The 16447-nt window shown below is 73.5% G+C and carries 14 protein-coding genes and 1 other RNA gene; 11 read left to right on the top strand and 4 right to left on the bottom strand.

Translation table 11 applies throughout. The annotated features are described in order from the left end of the window. Positions 1–887: magnesium and cobalt transport protein CorA (locus ACIY1X_RS09480; RefSeq protein WP_399680025.1), on the bottom strand; the 887-nt coding region annotated here is incomplete at its 3' end. Between the two features lie 142 nt (positions 888–1029). On the opposite strand from ACIY1X_RS09480, the gene ACIY1X_RS09475 reads away from it, so the two are divergent. From ACIY1X_RS09475 to ACIY1X_RS09460, 4 genes are read left to right on the top strand one after another with little or no spacing between them, the layout of a single operon-like run. Continuing rightward, positions 1030–2412, top strand: a complete 1383-nt coding sequence (locus ACIY1X_RS09475) for a DUF898 family protein (protein WP_399680023.1) — start codon at positions 1030–1032, stop codon at positions 2410–2412. A gap of 2 nt (positions 2413–2414) precedes the next feature. Continuing rightward, entirely contained in the window at positions 2415–3596 is a 1182-nt protein-coding gene (locus ACIY1X_RS09470) for a M48 family metallopeptidase (RefSeq protein WP_399680021.1), read from the top strand. Positions 3597–3646: 50 nt separating this feature from the next. Next, entirely contained in the window at positions 3647–5404 is a 1758-nt protein-coding gene (locus ACIY1X_RS09465) for an MBL fold metallo-hydrolase (RefSeq protein WP_399680020.1), read from the top strand. After that, positions 5401–6120, top strand: coding sequence for a S4 domain-containing protein (locus ACIY1X_RS09460; RefSeq protein ID WP_399680019.1), 720 nt, complete (start codon positions 5401–5403; stop codon positions 6118–6120). The genes ACIY1X_RS09465 and ACIY1X_RS09460 overlap by 4 nt, the downstream gene beginning before the upstream one ends. Positions 6121–6272: 152 nt before the next feature. Here ACIY1X_RS09460 and rnpB read toward each other — a convergent pair. Continuing rightward, an RNA gene (rnpB, locus tag ACIY1X_RS09455) (RNase P RNA component class A) lies at positions 6273–6632 on the bottom strand. Positions 6633–6755: 123 nt separating this feature from the next. Here rnpB and ACIY1X_RS09450 point away from each other — a divergent pair. The 6 genes from ACIY1X_RS09450 (at position 6756) to ACIY1X_RS09425 (ending at position 12332) form a co-directional block, all read left to right on the top strand. After that, positions 6756–7217 (top strand): hypothetical protein, encoded by a 462-nt coding sequence (locus ACIY1X_RS09450; protein WP_399680018.1) that lies wholly within the window; start codon positions 6756–6758, stop codon positions 7215–7217. A gap of 77 nt (positions 7218–7294) precedes the next feature. Continuing rightward, positions 7295–8215 carry a cysteine synthase A gene (gene cysK / locus ACIY1X_RS09445; protein ID WP_399680016.1) on the top strand — a complete coding sequence of 307 codons (921 nt, stop codon included), beginning with the start codon at positions 7295–7297 and terminating at the stop codon, positions 8213–8215. Next, complete coding sequence (locus ACIY1X_RS09440) at positions 8215–9261, top strand: J domain-containing protein (protein WP_399680014.1); 1047 nt, start codon at positions 8215–8217, stop codon at positions 9259–9261. The genes cysK and ACIY1X_RS09440 overlap by 1 nt, the downstream gene beginning before the upstream one ends. A gap of 57 nt (positions 9262–9318) precedes the next feature. Next, the gene (locus ACIY1X_RS09435) at positions 9319–11022 is read left to right on the top strand and encodes an NAD(P)/FAD-dependent oxidoreductase (protein ID WP_399680012.1); all 1704 of its coding nucleotides are present in this window, start codon (positions 9319–9321) and stop codon (positions 11020–11022) included. Beyond that, positions 11019–11576 (top strand): VUT family protein, encoded by a 558-nt coding sequence (locus tag ACIY1X_RS09430; RefSeq protein ID WP_399680010.1) that lies wholly within the window; start codon positions 11019–11021, stop codon positions 11574–11576. The genes ACIY1X_RS09435 and ACIY1X_RS09430 overlap by 4 nt, the downstream gene beginning before the upstream one ends. A gap of 30 nt (positions 11577–11606) precedes the next feature. Next, positions 11607–12332 carry a ProQ/FINO family protein gene (locus tag ACIY1X_RS09425; RefSeq protein WP_399680008.1) on the top strand — a complete coding sequence of 242 codons (726 nt, stop codon included), beginning with the start codon at positions 11607–11609 and terminating at the stop codon, positions 12330–12332. On the opposite strand, the gene hmpA is transcribed toward ACIY1X_RS09425, so the two are convergent. Continuing rightward, on the bottom strand, positions 12296–13474 hold the full coding sequence (gene hmpA / locus ACIY1X_RS09420; RefSeq protein ID WP_399680006.1) for an NO-inducible flavohemoprotein: 1179 nt from the start codon (positions 13472–13474) through the stop codon (positions 12296–12298). The genes ACIY1X_RS09425 and hmpA overlap by 37 nt on opposite strands. A 158-nt stretch (positions 13475–13632) precedes the next feature. Between hmpA and norR the strand changes: the two genes are divergently transcribed. After that, positions 13633–15195, top strand: a complete 1563-nt coding sequence (norR, locus tag ACIY1X_RS09415) for a nitric oxide reductase transcriptional regulator NorR (protein ID WP_399680004.1) — start codon at positions 13633–13635, stop codon at positions 15193–15195. 67 nt (positions 15196–15262) lie between these two features. Here the strand turns inward: norR and htpX are convergent, their stop codons facing one another. Further along, entirely contained in the window at positions 15263–16147 is an 885-nt protein-coding gene (gene htpX / locus ACIY1X_RS09410; protein ID WP_399680002.1) for a protease HtpX, read from the bottom strand. Positions 16148–16447: the final 300 nt, after the last annotated feature.

Raw genomic sequence — 16447 nt, 5'->3', positions numbered from 1 at the left:
TTCAGCTCCGGCATGAACTCGAAGTTCATGCCCCACACGCCGGCGAAGGCGGTGCACACCGCAAAGATCGCCGCCCAGGCCGCCAGCCGCTTGGTCACCTCGCCGTCCTCGATGGTGACCAGCGACAGGTTCACCTGGATCGCCGTGGCGATGCCCTCGCGGATGGTCTCGACCGAGCCGTTGATGCGCAGCAGGTGGTCCACCACGTCGCGGAAGTAGTCCTGCACGCCCAGGCACAGCGGCGGCACGCGGCCGCCGTAGAGCCGGCCGGCCGCCTCCAGCAGCGGCGCCACCGCGTGCTTGAGCACGCGCAGCCGGCGCTTCAGGCCGTACAGCCGCTGCACCGTCTGGCGGCCCGCGTCCTGGGTGAAGATGGTCTTCTCGATCGCCTCGATCTCGTCCTCCAGCCGCTCGATGACCGGGAAATAGCGGTCCACCACCTCGTCCATCAGCGCATAGAGCACGAAGCCCGGGCCGTGCGCCAGCAGGTCGGGCTCGCGCTCGCAGCGCTCGCGCACCCGCACCAGGCTCTGCGTGCTGCGGCTGCGCACCGAGAGCAGGTAGTCCGGCCCGGCGAACACGCTCACCTCGCCCACCCGCAGGCGCCGGCGCTCGCCCTCGCCGTCCAGGTCGAGCAGGTGCATCGTCACGAAGAGCGCGTCGCCGTATTCCTCCACCTTGGGCAGCTGGTGGCCGGCGAGCGCATCCTCCACCGCCAGCGGATGCAGGTCGAGCGCCTTCTGCAGCGCCGCCAGCTCCTCGGCCGAGGCGTCCTGCAGCGCCACCCAGACGAAGACGCCGGGCTGCCCCCGGTGGCGGGGGATGTCGGCGACGTCGATGTCGGCCAGCTTGCGGCCGTGCTGGTAGGCGACGCAGTTGATGAGCATGGCGGTGCGCGGAAGTGTCGAGGGCGCCATCGTGCCACCGCAGCCGCCGGCCGCGCGTAGGCCGGGAGCGCCGGCCGCCCGCCACCCTACACTGCGCCCGTTCCCGGAGGGGAGCGAAAGACGGAAGGAAGGGAACGCACGCATGCAAGAGGACCACCGCACGGAGCCCGGCTTCGCACCGCGGGAAGCGCCACCGCCGCCGCAGGCGGGCGGCATCGAGTCGTGGCCGCTGGCCTTCACCGGCGACGGCGGCGTGTACTTCGGGGTGTGGATCGTCAACATCCTGCTGACCATCGTGACGCTGGGCCTGTTCACGCCCTGGGCGCGGCGGCGCACCATCCGCTACTTCTACGGCCACACACTGGTGGCCGGCAGCCCGCTGGAGTTCACCGCCGGCATCCGCAGCATGGTGTTCGGCTTCCTGCTGTTCGCGGCCTTCTACATCGCGCTGAACGTGGCCTCCGAGACGGGGCAGGCGCTGCTGTACGGCGTCATCGTCGCCGGCGGCGTGCTGCTCGCGCCCTTCCTCTGGGGCAGCGCGATGCGATTCCGCCTGGGCCACACGCGCTGGCGCGGCCTGCGGCTGCGCTTCACGGCCGGCTGGGGCGAGGTGTACCGCGCCAGCTGGCCGGTGTTCGCGGTGGCGGCGGTGTGGCTGGCGGCGGGGCTGGCCATGTCGCGGATGGCGGAAGACCCGCCTGCCGGCCCGGCCGCGCAGCAGGCCGTGTCCGCCGACGCGGCGCAGGCGCCGTCGGGCGATGCGCCGTCCGCCGACGACGAAGACCTCGACGTGGACGAGGAGGACGAGCCGCCGCCCGAGGCCGATACGCCGCCGCTGCCCCGCCCCACCTGGGCGATGGCCGGCGTCGCGCTCGCCGCCGCCGTGCTGAGCCTGCTGTGCTTCGTCCGGCTGGAGTTCAACTACAAGCGCCTGCTGATCGAGCGGGCGGGCATCGGCGGGCAGGCCGGGCGCTGGAAGCCGACCTTCGGCGACTTCGTGCGCATCTGGCTGACCACGCTGGGCTTCTTCCTGGCCACGCTGCTGGCGCTGGCGGTGCTGGCCGCGGCCATCGCCGGCATCGCAGCCCTGGCCCATGGCGGGCTGTCCGCGCTGGGCGCCTCGCGCGGCCGGACGACGGTGATCCTGCTGGTGATCGTCGGCTTCGTCATCCTGGGCTTCGCCTTCTTCCTGGCGGCCTCGCCCGCCCTGGCCTACCGCGAGGCGCGCATGTTCCAGCTCATGTGGAACAACATCGGCGTCAGCCACATGGCGCGCTTCCGCACCGACCTGCGCACCAGCGCCTTCGTCTGGCTGCGCATCCGGAACATCCTGCTGTCGATGATCACCGGCGGCTTCTACCGCCCCTTCGCCCGCGTGGCCGAATACCGGATGAAGACCGAATCGGTCACGCTGCACGTCCGCGGCGGGCTGGAGCCGCTGGTGGGCGCGCTGGAGCAGGAGCAGCAGCGCGGCGGTTTCGGCGACGCCGTGGCCGATGCCCTCGGCCTGGACATGATCGGTTGAACATGGCCGCCGCCCCGCCCGACCTGCTGCGCGCCCGCTGGTACGACGGCGTCAGCAGCCGCCCGCAGCCGGTGCTGGTGGGCCTGGAGCCCGGCCCGCGCGGCCCGTCGCTGCGCCTGCATGCGCTGGCGCCCGGCGTGGCGGTGCCGCCCTCGCCCTTCGCCCACGACGCGGTGGACTGGCCCGAGGCCTGGCGCCCCAGCCGCGCGCAGGCCACCGTGGTGGTGGGCCTGCACGGCGCGGGCAGCCTGGAGATCGACGACGGCGCCCGCTGGCACGCGGCGCTGGAAGCCGCCGGCGCCCGGCCGGGCCTGGCGCAGCGCATGCAGACGCGCTGGCAGGTCTTCGTCGCCGTGCTGCTGGCGGCGGTGCTGGGCCTGGGGCTGTTCTACCGCTACGGCACGCCCTGGGCCGCGACGCAGCTCACGCGCTTCGTGCCGCTGGGCTGGGAAGAGACCATCAGCCGCGAGGCGATGGAACAGCTGGACGACGGCTGGCTGCGCCCCAGCCGGCTGCCGGCCGAGCGCCAGGCGGCGCTGCGCGCGCGCTTCGATGCGCTGGCGGCCACGCTCGGCCAGGCCGGCGCGGGCGATGCGCCGGCCCTGCGCCGCTACCGCGGCTACGCGCCGAAGCTGCAGCTCGCCTTCCGCTCCGGCATGCCGCCCAACGCCTTCGCGCTGCCCGGCGGGCAGATCGTGATGACCGACGCGCTGGTGCACGCGGCCGACAAGGCCGGCCTGCCGGACGACGCGCTCGTCGGCGTGCTGGCCCACGAGATCGGCCACGTGGTGCACCGCCACGGCACGCGCCTGGTGGTCGAGCAGGGCGTGCTCAACATCGGCCTGGGGCTGGCGCTGGGCGACGTATCGAGCATGGTCGCCACCGCCAGCACCGTGCTCACCAGCCTGGCCTACCGGCGCAGCCACGAGCGCGAGGCCGACTGCTTCGCCGTCGCGATGATGGCGCGCGCCGGGCTGCCGATCGCGCCGATGGCCGACCTGCTGATGGACATCGACGGCCCGCCCGCCGTGGCCGGACGCCCGCCCGGCCAGGAGGAAGCGCCCGAGACGCCGCAGCCGCGCAGCCCCGGCGCCGCCGACTGGTTCAGCAGCCACCCCGACACCGCCGCCCGCGCCGAGGCCCTGCGCGCCGGCCGCGGCTGCGCCGTCGACGGCGCACGCTGACGAGCATCCGCCGGCCAGCGCGTGTCACCGGGCCTGCGGATAATGCGCCGATGGTCCGGCCCACCCAACAGCTCCACGCGCTGCGCGAACCTGCGCCCGCCCATGCCGCGGCCACCCTGCTGCTGCTGCGCGACACGCCGGCCGGCCTGGAGGTGCTGATGACGCGCCGCTCGGAGCGCGCCAGCTTCGCGCCCGGCGCCTACGTCTTCCCCGGCGGGCGCGTCGACGAGGCCGACGAGCGGGCCCGGCGCATCGCGCTGCGCCGCCGCACCCAGCCGCGGGCCCAGCTCACCCACGCCGTGGCCGCCGTGCGCGAATGCTTCGAGGAACTGGGCGTGCTGCTGGCCGAGCACGAGAACGGCCGCGCCGTGAGCGCCGCCGAGGTGGCCGCGATGGACCGCGCCGCCACCGCCGCCGGCCGCTTCGAGCAGCAGTGCGCCGCACGCGGGCTGCACCTGGCGACCGACCGCGTCTTCACGCTGGCCCACTGGATCACCGACCGCGACCTGCCCAAGCGCTTCGACGTGCTCTTCCTGGTGGCGCGCATGCCCGAGGGCCAGCAGCCCTCGGCGGACGAAGCCGAGCAGTTCGAGCCCTGCTGGGTGCGCCCCGCCGAGGCGCTGGCGCGCCACGACGAGGGCGCGTTCAGCATGATCTTCCCGACCGTGCGCACGCTGCGCCGGCTGGCCGCCTTCGCCCGCGTGGACGACGTGCTCGACGCCTGCCAGCGCGAGAAGCCCCTGTGGAACAGCTGCCCGCGCGGCGGCCTGCTGCGCGGCCAGACCACGCGCTACATGGAACACGAGAACCCCTACGGCGAGCTGGCCCTGGTGTGCCCCGACGGCCAGCTCCTGCACGGCCTGGACTGGCAGACCGCCCAGCCGGTGCCGCTGCTGCGCAACGTGCAGCGCCTGACGGCGCCCAACCCGAGCGCGATGACCGGGCCCGGCACCAACAGCTACATCGTCGGCGAGCCCGAGAGCGGCTACGTCGTCATCGACCCCGGCCCGAACGACTTCGGCCACGTCGGGCGCCTGTGGCGCGCCACCGGCGGCAACGTCCGCGCCATCGTCTGCACGCACTCGCACGCCGACCACTCGCCCGGCGCCGCCCCGCTGCAGGCGATGTGCAAGGAGACCAACCCGCCCATCCTCGGCCTGCCCTCGGCGCCCACGGCGCGCGCCAGCGCCCGCTTCACGCCCGACCAGGTGCTGCACAACCACGAGCGGCTGGTGCTCAACGGCCGGCTGCTGGAGGACGGCTCCGGCCGCCGCGTCACGCACACGCTGCGCGTCATCCACACCCCCGGCCACGCCGCCAACCACCTGTGCCTGGCGCTGGAAGAAGACGGCCTGCTGTTCTCGGGCGACCACATCCTCAACGGCAGCACCACCGTGATCGACCCGCCCGACGGCAACATGAACGAGTACCTGCAGTCGCTGGACGTGCTGGATGACGTGTGCGCCGAGCTGCGCGTCGAGTTCATCCTGCCGGCGCACGGCCACGTGCTGGGCTTCGCGCGCGGCGCCATCGCGCGGCTGAAGTCGCACCGCCTGCAGCGCGAGGCCAAGGTGGCGGCCGCCATGCGCCGCCTGCCGCTGGGCAGCGTGGAGGACTGGCTGCCGCTGGCCTACGCCGACACGCCGCGCGAGCTGTGGCCGGTGGCGGCGCGCTCGCTGCAGGCGCACGTCGAGCGCATCCGCGAACTGGCCTCGCAGCCCGGCGCCCTGCCCTCCCAGCCCGGCGCGCTGCCCGAATCGCCCCACGGGCCGCCGACGCAGCCCGAAACCTGGCCCACGCGCCTGTGAACGACGCCACCGCAGACGCCGCGGCCGGCGGCGGCGAACGCCTTTCCAAGCGCCTGGCCGCGCAGCTGGGCTGCTCGCGCCGCGAGGCCGAGCAGTTCGTCGCGCAGGGCGCGGTGAGCATCGACGGCCAGCCGGCCACCGCACCGCAGCAGCGGGTGATGGCCCACCAGCGCGTGAGCGTGACGCCCGGCACGTCTGCCGCCCCGCCGGCGCCGGCCACCCTGCTGCTGCACAAGCCGGCCGGCATCGACTGCGCCGACCCGAAGCTGTGGTCGCGCCTGCAGCGCGACGCGGCCGACGCGCTGCACGGGCGGCCTGCCGTGCCGGGCCTGTTCATGGGCCAGCGCTGCGTGGCGCCGCTGGCCGCGCACGAAAGCGGCCTGGTCGTCTTCACCCAGGTGCCGGGCGTCGCCCGGCGCCTGCTCGACGACGCGCCGCTGGTGGAGCACGAGTACACGGTGGAGATCGACGGCGAGGCAGACCCGGCCCTGCTGCCGCGCCTGCGCCCGGCGCGCGCCAGCATCGGCAGCCGGCGCGAGGGCCGCACCGGCCTGCGCGTGGTCCTGCACGGCCCCGAGCCCGGCCAGATCGAGGCCCTGTGCCGCGCGGCGGGCCTGGCCGTCGCCACGCTCAAGCGCCTGCGCATCGGCCGCCTGCCGCTGGCGGGGCTGGCCGCAGGGCAGTGGCGCTGCCTGCGCGGCCAGGAACGGTTCTAAGGCGCCAAACAGCCACGTCTCCAGTCAGAAGGCCGCGGAGCAGGCCATGCGCGGACACTCGCGGAGCCGGCTTTGCCGGGCCGCAGAGTCTGCCCCCTCGCAGGGGGTTGGCGGAGCGGACGAAGTCCGCGCAGGCTGGGGGTGAGCGAAATGTGTGAAGCACGCCTGTACGCCGGATTCTGTGCGCTGCGGTTGCCCGCCGCGTGACCGCCATCAATCTGGGCCGCCGGTCACCCGGACGGCTCGGTGCTACCTACCCGTGGACTCAGCGGGCCGCCTCGTCGTCCACCTACTTGGTATTGCTGCGCGCAGAGATTGCCCGTTTCACCCACCTTGGATGCTCGTGCCTTCGGCTTTCGCCTACGGCGCGGCACCCACGGTGACTCGTCTCTGTTGCTCTGATCCTCACCTCACGGTGGAGAGCCGTTAGCTCCTGCGCTGCCCTGTGCAGTCCGGACGTTCCTCCAGTGCGGCCTTTCGGCACTTGCACCAGCGGCGGTCCGGCGTACTTCACGGGCGCGATTATCGGCGCTCGCCGACCTGACGGCCATCAAGGTTGCTTGCCCGCGCGCAGCCGACGGGCTCTAAGCTGGACGGCCCCGCCAGGGATGACCTCACACTCACAGGAGCGCCCCATGTGGATGACGGCCCCGCAAAGCAGGCTCTACCCGAAGTTCGCGGCCTACGTGCGCGAAAGCATGCCCACCTGCAAGACCGTGCCGAAGATCATCCAGGCACTCAAGGACCACGGCGGCCTGAGCGAGTCGCAGGCGCGCGATGCGCTGTCCTGGGGACACGCGCCGCTGGTGGTCGTGGCCGACCTGTGGGACGAGGTGGCATGGAAGTCCGAAGGCAACGGGAGATTCCACCCGAGCCGCCCCTATCAGATCGACGTCGCCGAACACCGGGTGACGCAGTTCGAGACGCCGGGCGCCGGCGGCACCGACACCACCGCGACCGGCGCCAGGGTCTACATCGTCGGCGCCACGCTGCTGCACGAGCTGTGCCACTGGGGCCTGCATCGGGCGGGCCGCACCGAGGCGGGCGAAGCCGGGCGCGCCTTCGAGCGAGCGGTGTACGGCAAGCAGATCGATTGACGGGCGGGCGGCGCCGGGCACGCACCTGTGCGGCCACAATGGCCCCTTCTCCCCAGCCGCCCCAACAAGGAGACTCCATGAAGGCACAGAACATTCTCGAAACCATCGGCCGCACCCCGCACGTGCGCATCCAGCGCCTGTTCGGCGACGCGCCCCAGCAGGTGTGGATCAAGTGCGAGCGCGCCAACCCCGGCGGCTCGATCAAGGACCGCATCGGCCTGGCCATGATCGAGGCGGCCGAGCGCGCCGGCGCGCTGAAGCCCGGCGGCACCATCGTCGAGCCGACCAGCGGCAACACCGGCATCGGCCTGGCCATGGCGGCGGCCGTCAAGGGCTACAAGCTCGTCCTCGTGATGCCCGACTCGATGTCGGTCGAGCGCCGCCGCCTGATGCTGGCCTACGGTGCCAGCTTCGACCTCACGCCCAAGGAGAAGGGCATGAAGGGCGCCATCGCCCGCGCCGAGGAGATCGTGGCCGCCACGCCCGGCGCCTGGATGCCGCAGCAATTCAACAACCCCGCCAACGTCGAAGTGCACGCCCGCACCACCGCCGAGGAGATCGCCGCCGATTTCCCCGAGGGCATCGACGCGATCATCACCGGCGTGGGCACCGGCGGCCACATCACGGCCTGCGCCGAGGTGCTCAAGAAGCGCTGGCCGAAGCTCAAGGTCTATGCGGTGGAGCCCACGGCCTCGCCCGTGCTCTCGGGCGGCAGCCCGGCGCCGCACCCGATCCAGGGCATCGGCGCCGGCTTCGTGCCGCAGATCATGAAGACCGAACTGCTCGACGGTGTGATCCAGGTCGACGCCGAACCGGCGCGCGAGATGGCCCGCCGCTGCGCGCGCGAGGAAGGCATGCTGGTCGGCATCTCCTCCGGCGCCACGCTGGCGGCCATCGCGCAGAAGCTGCCGGACCTGCCGAAGGACGCGGTGGTGCTGGGCTTCAACTACGACACGGGCGAGCGGTACCTCTCGATCGAGGGCTTTCTGCCCGCCTGATGCCCCCGACTCCTTCGCGCCGGCTGCACCTGGCGGCCGGCGGCGACGCGTCGGCGCCGCGCAGCCCCGCCCAACAGCTGTTCGCGTCGCTCACCGGGCGCATCGACGCGCAGCGCGCGCTGCTGGCCGAGTGGGCCGCCGCCATCGAAGCCTACGACCAGCGCTACGCGCAGGACTACCTGCCGCTGCATGCGCAGTACCGCGACCTGCACGTCGAGTTGCTGGACTTCCTGGACGTGGCCGCTTCGGGCGGCATGCGGCTGGGCCGCACCGACCTGCAGGCGCTGCACGAACTCATCGCCGACATGGCCGCCGGCCTGCTGCTGGGCGAGGACGATGCGGCCCGGCGCGGCCGCCTGGACGCCCTGCTCGACAAGTACGCCTCGCCGGCGCCGCAGACGCCGGAGGACGACGATGGCCCCGACGCCGTGCTGCGCCGGGTGGAGGCCGAGGCGTCCGCCGCGCGCGCCGAGGCCGAGGCCGCGCGCGCCGCGCACCACGCGCAGCGCCGCAGGAAGGGCACCGCGCGCGAGCAGCGCGCCCGCCGGCAGTCCGAGGAGGCCGTCCAGGCCAGCCAGTCGGTGCGCGCGGTCTATCGCCAGCTGGTCAGCGCCCTGCACCCCGACCGCGAGCCCGACGAGCAGGAGCGCCTGCGCAAGACGGCCCTAATGCAGCGCGTGAACCAGGCCTATGCCGCCAACCGCCTGCTGGACCTGCTGCAACTGCAGTTGGAGATCGAGCAGATCGACGCCGGCCACGTCGACGGCCTGGGCGACGCGCGCCTGGGCCACTACAACCGCGTGCTGGCCGACCAGCTGGCCGAACTGCAGCAGGAGGTGCGCGCGGTCGAGGCGGGCTTCAAGGCACGCCATGGCCTGAACCCGCACGGCAGGCTGCGCCCGGCGCTGGTCGCGGACCGGCTGCGGCACGAGATGGCCCGCCTGCACAACGCCATCCGCGCGCTGCAGCAGGAGCGGCGCATGCTGGCGGATGCCGACTTCTTCAAGCGCTGGGTGCGGGCGCAGCGGCAGATGGACGCGCCCTGAGCTTCCTACAATGGCGGGTCGTCCCCGCCCCTGCCCGATCACCACGGGCCGCGCGCCATGATCCGCCTGTCCGAACTCAAGCTACCGCTCGACCACGCGCCCGAGGCGCTGCCCGCGCTCATCGCGCAGACGCTGGGCATCGCGCCCGCCGGCATCGCCGGCCACACCGTCCACAAGCGCAGCTTCGACGCGCGCAAGGCCGAGCTGCTGGCGGTCCACATCGTTGACGTGCAGCTGGCCGATGCCGCGCAGGAGGCCGCGCTGCTGGCGCGGCATGCGAAGAATCCGCACGTCCAGCCGGCGCCCGACATGGCCTACCGCGCCCCGGTGCACGCCGCGGAAGGCACGCCGCGGCCGGTCGTCGTCGGCTTCGGCCCCTGCGGCATCTTCGCGGCGCTGCTGCTGGCGCAGATGGGCTTCCGGCCGATCGTGCTGGAGCGCGGCAAGGCGGTGCGCGAGCGCACGCAGGACACCTGGGGCCTGTGGCGCCGCAAGGAGCTGGACCCGGAGTCGAACGTGCAGTTCGGCGAGGGCGGCGCCGGCACCTTCTCCGACGGCAAGCTCTACAGCCAGATCAAGGACCCGCGCCACCTCGGCCGCAAGGTGCTGACGGAGTTCGTGAAGGCCGGCGCGCCGGAGGAGATCCTGTGGGAGGCGCACCCGCACATCGGCACCTTCCGCCTGGTGAAGATGGTGGAGAACATGCGCGCCGAGATCGTCGCGCTGGGCGGCGAGATCCGCTTCCGGCACAAGGTGACGGACATCCTCGTCGAAGGCGGCCACCTGCGGGGCCTGACGGTGCTGGACCAGGCCGGCGGCCAGCCGTACGAGATGCGCGCCGACCACGTGGTGATGGCGCTCGGCCACAGCGCGCGCGACGCTTTCGCCATGCTGCACGGCCGCGGCGCGCCGATCGAGGCCAAGCCCTTCTCCATCGGCTTCCGCGTCGAGCACCCGCAGGGGCTGATCGACCGCGCGCGCTGGGGCCGGCACGCCGGCCACCCGGCGCTGGGCGCGGCCGAGTACCGCATCGTCCACCACGCCGGCAACGGCCGCTCGGTCTACAGCTTCTGCATGTGCCCCGGCGGCACGGTGGTGGCGGCCACCAGCGAGCCGCAGCGCGTGGTGACCAACGGCATGAGCCAATACTCGCGCGCCGAGCGCAACGCCAACGCGGGCATCGTGGTCGGCATCGAGCCGGCCGACTACCCGACCGACTACCGCCACCTCGACCTCCCGCCCGAGGCGCTGGAGCGTGCGCAGGGCCGGCCGCACCCGCTGGCCGGCATCGAGCTGCAGCGCCGGCTGGAGTCGCTGGCCTTCGTGCTCGGCGGCGGCGACTACTGCGCGCCGGGGCAGCTCGTCGGCGACTTCGTGGCCGGCCGGGCGTCGACGGACTTCGGCGAGGTGCAGCCCAGCTACCGGCCCGGCGTGCGCCTGGGCGACCTGCACGGCGCCCTGCCCGGCTACGCCATCGCCGCCATGCGCGAGGCCTTCCCCGCCTTCGGCCGCAAGATCCCCGGCTTCGACCGGCACGACGCAGTGCTGACCGGCGTGGAGACGCGCACCTCCTCGCCCATCCGCATCGCGCGCGACGGCGACACGCTGCAGTGCCCCGGCATCGCCGGCCTGTTCCCGGCCGGCGAGGGCGCGGGCTACGCGGGCGGCATCCTCTCGGCCGGGGTGGACGGCATCAAGGCGGCCGAAGCCGTGGCGCGCAGCCTCGCGGCGCAGGCCGAGGCGCGGAGGGTGCCGGCATGACGACGATGCAGCGCCCGAACGACGCCCGCCTCTTCGCCCTGGCCGTCGCGGCCATGGCCGCGGTGGTGCTCGCCTCCAACATCCTGGTGCAGTACGCCATCAACGACTGGCTGACCTGGGGCGCCTTCACCTACCCGGCGGCCTTCCTGGTGAGCGAGCTGGTCAACCGCCGCTTCGGGCCGCGCATCGCGCGCCGCGTGGCGTGGGTGGGCTTCGCGGTGGCGGTGGCAGCCTCGCTCGTGCTGGCGCCGGCGCGCATCGCCCTGGCCTCGGGCACCGCCTTCATCGCCTCGCAATGGCTGGACATCGGCGTGTTCGACCGCCTGCGCCGCGCCGCCTGGTGGCGCGCGCCGCTGGCGGCCACCGTCGCCGCCGCGCTGCTGGACAGCGCCGTGTTCTGGGGCATCGGCTTCGCCGGCACCGGCAGCCCGTGGATCACCTGGGCACTCGGCGACCTGGCGGTGAAGCTGGCGGTGGGCGTCGGCATGCTGCTGCCCTTCCGCCTGCTGATCGCGCGCAGCCTAGGGCCGCAGCCCTCCAGCGCCTCTTCCTGAACCCCTTTCGCCCGCCCTGCCGACGACGACATGAACGCTCCCGACGCCTCTCCCGACACCGCCGCGCCCGAGGCCGCCCCGCCGGCACCGCGCAACAACAACAAAGGCCGCCGCCGCGGCGGCAACTCCGCCAAAGCGGCCGGCGCCGAGCGCAAGGTCCATCCGCTGCTGGAGAAACTGGCGGCGCTGTACCCGAAGCTGTTCGGCGCACGCTTCCTGCCGCTGCAGCGCGGCGTGTACGAGGAGCTGCTGGCGCGCCACCCCGAGGAGCTGCCCGCCGACGAGCTGAAGGTGGCGCTGGGCCTGCATGCCCGCTCCGGGCGCTACCTGCAGGCCATCGCCGAGCGCCTGCCGCGCCACGGCCTGGACGGCCAGGTGGTCGAGCCGGTGGCGCCGGAGCACGTGCACCACGCGATCGTCGAGCTGTACCGCCGCCGCCAGGCGCGCACGCCGAACGAGGACCTGCGGCCCAAGCTGGTGGCCCGGCTGGCCGAGGCCATCGAGGCCAGCGGCCTGGACCGCGCGGCCTACACCGAGCAGGTGCGCGTCTCGCGCCCCGAGGCGCTGCTGCTGCTGGACGAGGCCTTCGCCGAGCACGGCCGCCGCGTGGCGCGGCGCGAGGCGCTGCAGCGCGCCTTCGAGGCCAGCGGCCAGCCGACGCTGGAGGCCTTCGCCGAGATGTACGGCATGGACCTGGACGAGACGCGCCGGCTGCTGGCTCAGGCCAAGGCTTCGGCCGGCCCGAAGAACTCGTAGCGCACCTGCCGCTCGGGCACGCCCAGGTGCTTGAGGGCGCGCTTGATCAGGCGCATGAACGGGCGCGGGCCGAGGAAGTACACGTCCACGTCGCGCGACGCGGGCAGCCATTCGCCCAGCCGCTGCTCGGTCAGGTAGCCCTCGGCGTCCACCTCGTCCTCGGGCACGGCGCGGTCGTAGCAGTAGTAGCGGGTGAGCAGCGGGTGCTCGGCCGCGAGCTGGTCGATGCGCTCGCGGAAGGCGTGCACGGCGCGGTCGCGCGCGCAGTGGATGAAGGTCACCGGCCGGTCGGCGCCCAGCGCGGTGGCCAGCATCGGCAGCGTGGGCGTGATGCCGACGCCGCCGCTGATCAGCACCAGCGGCCGCTCGCTGTGCTGCAGCGTGAAGTGGCCGGCCGGCGGAAACACGGCCAGCGTGTCGCCCGCCTGCACCCGGTCGTGCAGGAAGTTCGACACCTTGCCGCCAGCCTCGCGCTTGACGCTGATGCGCAGGCTGCGCCCGTTGGCCGGCGCCGACAGCGAGTAGTTGCGGCGCTGCTCCTGCCCGTCCACTGCGACGCGCAGGCCGATGTACTGGCCCGGCAGGTGCGCCATCACCGGACCGCCGTCGGCCGGCACCAGGTAGAAGGAGGTGATCTCGGCGCTTTCCTGCACCTTCTTCTCGACGCGGAAGGCGCGCTCGCCGCGCCAGCCGCCCTCGGCCGCGGCGGTGCGGTCGTAGACGTCGCGCTCGGCGGCGATCAGGACGTCGGCCAGCTGCCGGTAGGCCGCGGCCCAGGCGTCGATCACCTCGTCGGTCGCCACCTCGGCGCCCAGCACCTCGCGGATGGCGCGCAGCAGGCAGGCGCCGACGATGGGGTAGTGCTCCGGCTGCACCTGCAGCGCCACGTGCTTGTTGACGATCTGCGCCGGCAGGTCGCCCAGCGCCTCGAGCCGGTCGATGTGCTTGGCGTACATGAGCACGCTGAAGGCCAGCGCCCGCGGCTGGGCGCCGCTGTGCTGGTGCGCCATGTTGAACAGCGGGCGCACCTCGGGGTGCTCGCCCAGCAGGGTGGTGTAGAAGTGGGTGATCAGCGCCTCGCCGCCGCTTTCGAGCAGGGGCACGGTGGATTGGACGATGGCGCGTTGGCGTTCGGTCAGCATAGGGAGCAGGTTCCAGGCGAAACAAAGGGAAAGTGAACGCCCGCTGCCATGCATGCCGCGTGCCCGGCGGGGCCGCCCTTGCCCACCAAGGGTTTACGCGTAACCGAGTCAAATTGACATCTTCCGGATGCCGTCAATCCGATAGCAAAATGATCGAAATGACAACATCCGCCACCCTGCACGCGCTGGTCCCCCTGGTCGCCGATCTCGCCGAGGACCTGCCCGAGCACGAGCGCCTGCGGCGCCTGCTGGCCGCGCTGCGCACCGTGCTGCCGGCCGATGCGGCGGCGCTGCTGCGGCTGGAGGGCGAATGGCTGCGGCCGGTGGCCATCGACGGCCTGGTGCCCGACGCGCTGGGGCGGCGCTTCCGCATCGCCGAGCACCCGCGCTTCGCCCAACTGCTGGCGGCGGGGCAGGCCCTGCGCTTCCCACCCGGCAGCCCGCTGCCCGACCCCTACGACGGCCTGGTCGCGCAGCCGCACGCCGCCCTGGAGGTGCACGACTGCATGGGCTGCGTGCTGCAGGCGGGCGGCCGGCCCTGGGGGCTGCTGACGCTCGACGCGCTCGACGCCGGGCGCTTCGCCGGCCCGGCCGCACTGGACGTGCTGCAGGCCTTCAGCAACCTGGCCGCCGCCACCGTGGCGACGGCCGAGCGGCTGCGCCAGCTGCGGGCGCAGGCGCACCAGGCGCCGCCGAGCGAACCTCCCGCGTCGGCGCAGCGCATGCTGCTGGGCCAGAGCCCGGCCATGCGCCAGCTGCAGCGCGACGTGGCGCTGGTGGCGGCCAGCGAGCTGAACGTGCTGATCACCGGCGAGACCGGCACCGGCAAGGAGCTCGTCGCCCATGCCGTGCACGCGCAGTCGGCGCGGGCGGCGCGGCCGCTGGTCAGCATCAACTGCGCGGCCCTGCCCGACAACCTGGTCGAGAGCGAGCTGTTCGGCCACGCGCGCGGCGCCTTCACCGGCGCGCTGTCCGAGCGCCGCGGCAAGTTCGAGCAGGCGCACCAGGGCACGCTGTTCCTGGACGAGGTGGGCGAGCTGTCGCTGCCGGTGCAGGCCAAGCTGCTGCGCGTGCTGCAGAGCGGCCAGCTGCAGCGCCTGGGCTCGGACCGCGAGCACCGGGTGGACGTGCGCGTGATCGCCGCCACCAACCGCGACCTGGCGGCCGAGGTGCGCGCCGGCCGCATGCGCGCCGACTTCTACCACCGCCTGAGCGTGTACCCGCTGCACGTGCCCGCGCTGCGCGAGCGCGACAGCGACGTGCTGCTGCTGGCCGGCTTCTTCCTGGAGGAGAACCGCTCGCGGCTGGGCCTGCGGGGGCTGCGCCTGGACGCGGCCGCCCAGTCCGCCCTGCTGGCGCGCAGCTGGCCCGGCAACGTGCGCGAGCTGGAGCACCTCATCAGCCGCGGCGTGCTGCGCGCCCTCAGCCGCACGCCGCATGCCACCGCGCCGGGCCGCGCGCGCATGCTCACGCTAGGGGCGGCGGACCTGGCCGGCACGGTGGCGGCGGCCGCGCCGGCGCATGCGCCCGCCGCGCCGGCGCCGGCCCACGAGGCCGAGGCCCCCGGCCTGCGCCAGGCCGTGCTGGCCTACGAGCGCCGCCTGATCGAGGACAGCCTGCAGCGCCACGGCGGCCGCTGGGCCGCCGCCGCGCGCGAGCTGCGCATGGACCGCGGCAACCTGCAGCGGCTGGCGCGGCGCCTGGGCCTGGGCCGGCCCTGAACGCGGCGAAGGCCGCGCGGGGCGGCCTTCGGAGGACGGGGCATCGCGGCGGGTGCCGCGCGGCGGATCAATAGGCGCCGGGTGCGGCGTTCTGCAGCGCCGCGATGCGCTGCTCGATCGGCGGGTGGGTGGCGAACAGGCTGCCCAGCTTGCCGGTGATGCCCATCGCCTCCACCGAGCGCGGCAGCTCGCCGGCCGGCAGGCCGCCCAGGCGCGCCAGCGCGTTGATCATCGGCTGCCGGCGGCCCATCAGCTGCGCGGCGCCTGCGTCGGCGCGGAACTCGCGCTGACGCGAGAACCAGGCCACCACGATGGCGGCGGCGAAGCCCAGCACGATGTCCAGCACGATGGTGGTGACGATGTAGCCGATGCCGGGGCCGGAGTTGTTGTCGCTGCCGCGGCGCAGGAAGCCGTCGACCACGTAGCCGATCACGCGCGAGAGGAACACGACGAAGGTGTTCATCACGCCCTGGATCAGCGTCATCGTCACCATGTCGCCGTTGGCCACGTGCGCGATCTCGTGGCCGATCACGGCCTCGACCTCCTCGCGCGTCATGTTCTGCAGCAGGCCGGTGGACACGGCCACCAGCGCCGAGTTCTTGAACGCGCCGGTAGCGAAGGCGTTGGGCTCGCCCTCGAAGATGCCGACCTCGGGCATGCCGATGCCGGCCTGGTCGGCGAACTTGCGCACGGTGGCGACGATCCAGGCCTCGTCGGGCGACTGCGGCTCGTTGATGAGGCGCACGCCGGCGCCCATCTTGGCCATGGTCTTGGACAGCAGCAGCGAGATGATCGCGCCGCCGAAGCCCATGACGAGCGCGAAGCCCAGCAGCGCGCCCAGGTTCAGGCCGTTGGCCGTGAGGTAGCGGTTGACGCCCAGCAGGCTGGCGACGATGCCGAGCACCGCGACCACCAGCACGTTGGTCATGACGAACAGAAGAATGCGTTTCAAGGTGGGTTTCTCCGTGAGAGGGGCACGACGGCCCGCCGTGGCGGGCAGATGAGGCCGGCGGCGGAAAGTTTCAAGGACGGGCGGGGCGGGATGGTTGTTCTGGCTTCTGGCGCCCTGCGCACCGGCCGGCTGCGAAATCGATGATAGGAGCAAAGCCGGCGGCGCCCGGCGCACACCATCACGTTCACTCGGGATAAAGCCGCTCGCCCAGCGTGGCGCCGGCCTTGCGCAGGGCGGGCAGGAATGCCTCGCGGAACTCGGCGAAGCTCATGCGCTCGGCGCGCACCGCGATGCTCATGG

Origin of the sequence: Xenophilus sp. (genome assembly GCF_044462705.1) — a bacterium.
GTDB classification, from domain to species: domain Bacteria; phylum Pseudomonadota; class Gammaproteobacteria; order Burkholderiales; family Burkholderiaceae_C; genus Xenophilus; species Xenophilus azovorans.
The sequence above is the reverse complement of the archived record's forward strand: the minus strand, read 5'-3'. Positions and strand labels throughout refer to the sequence as shown.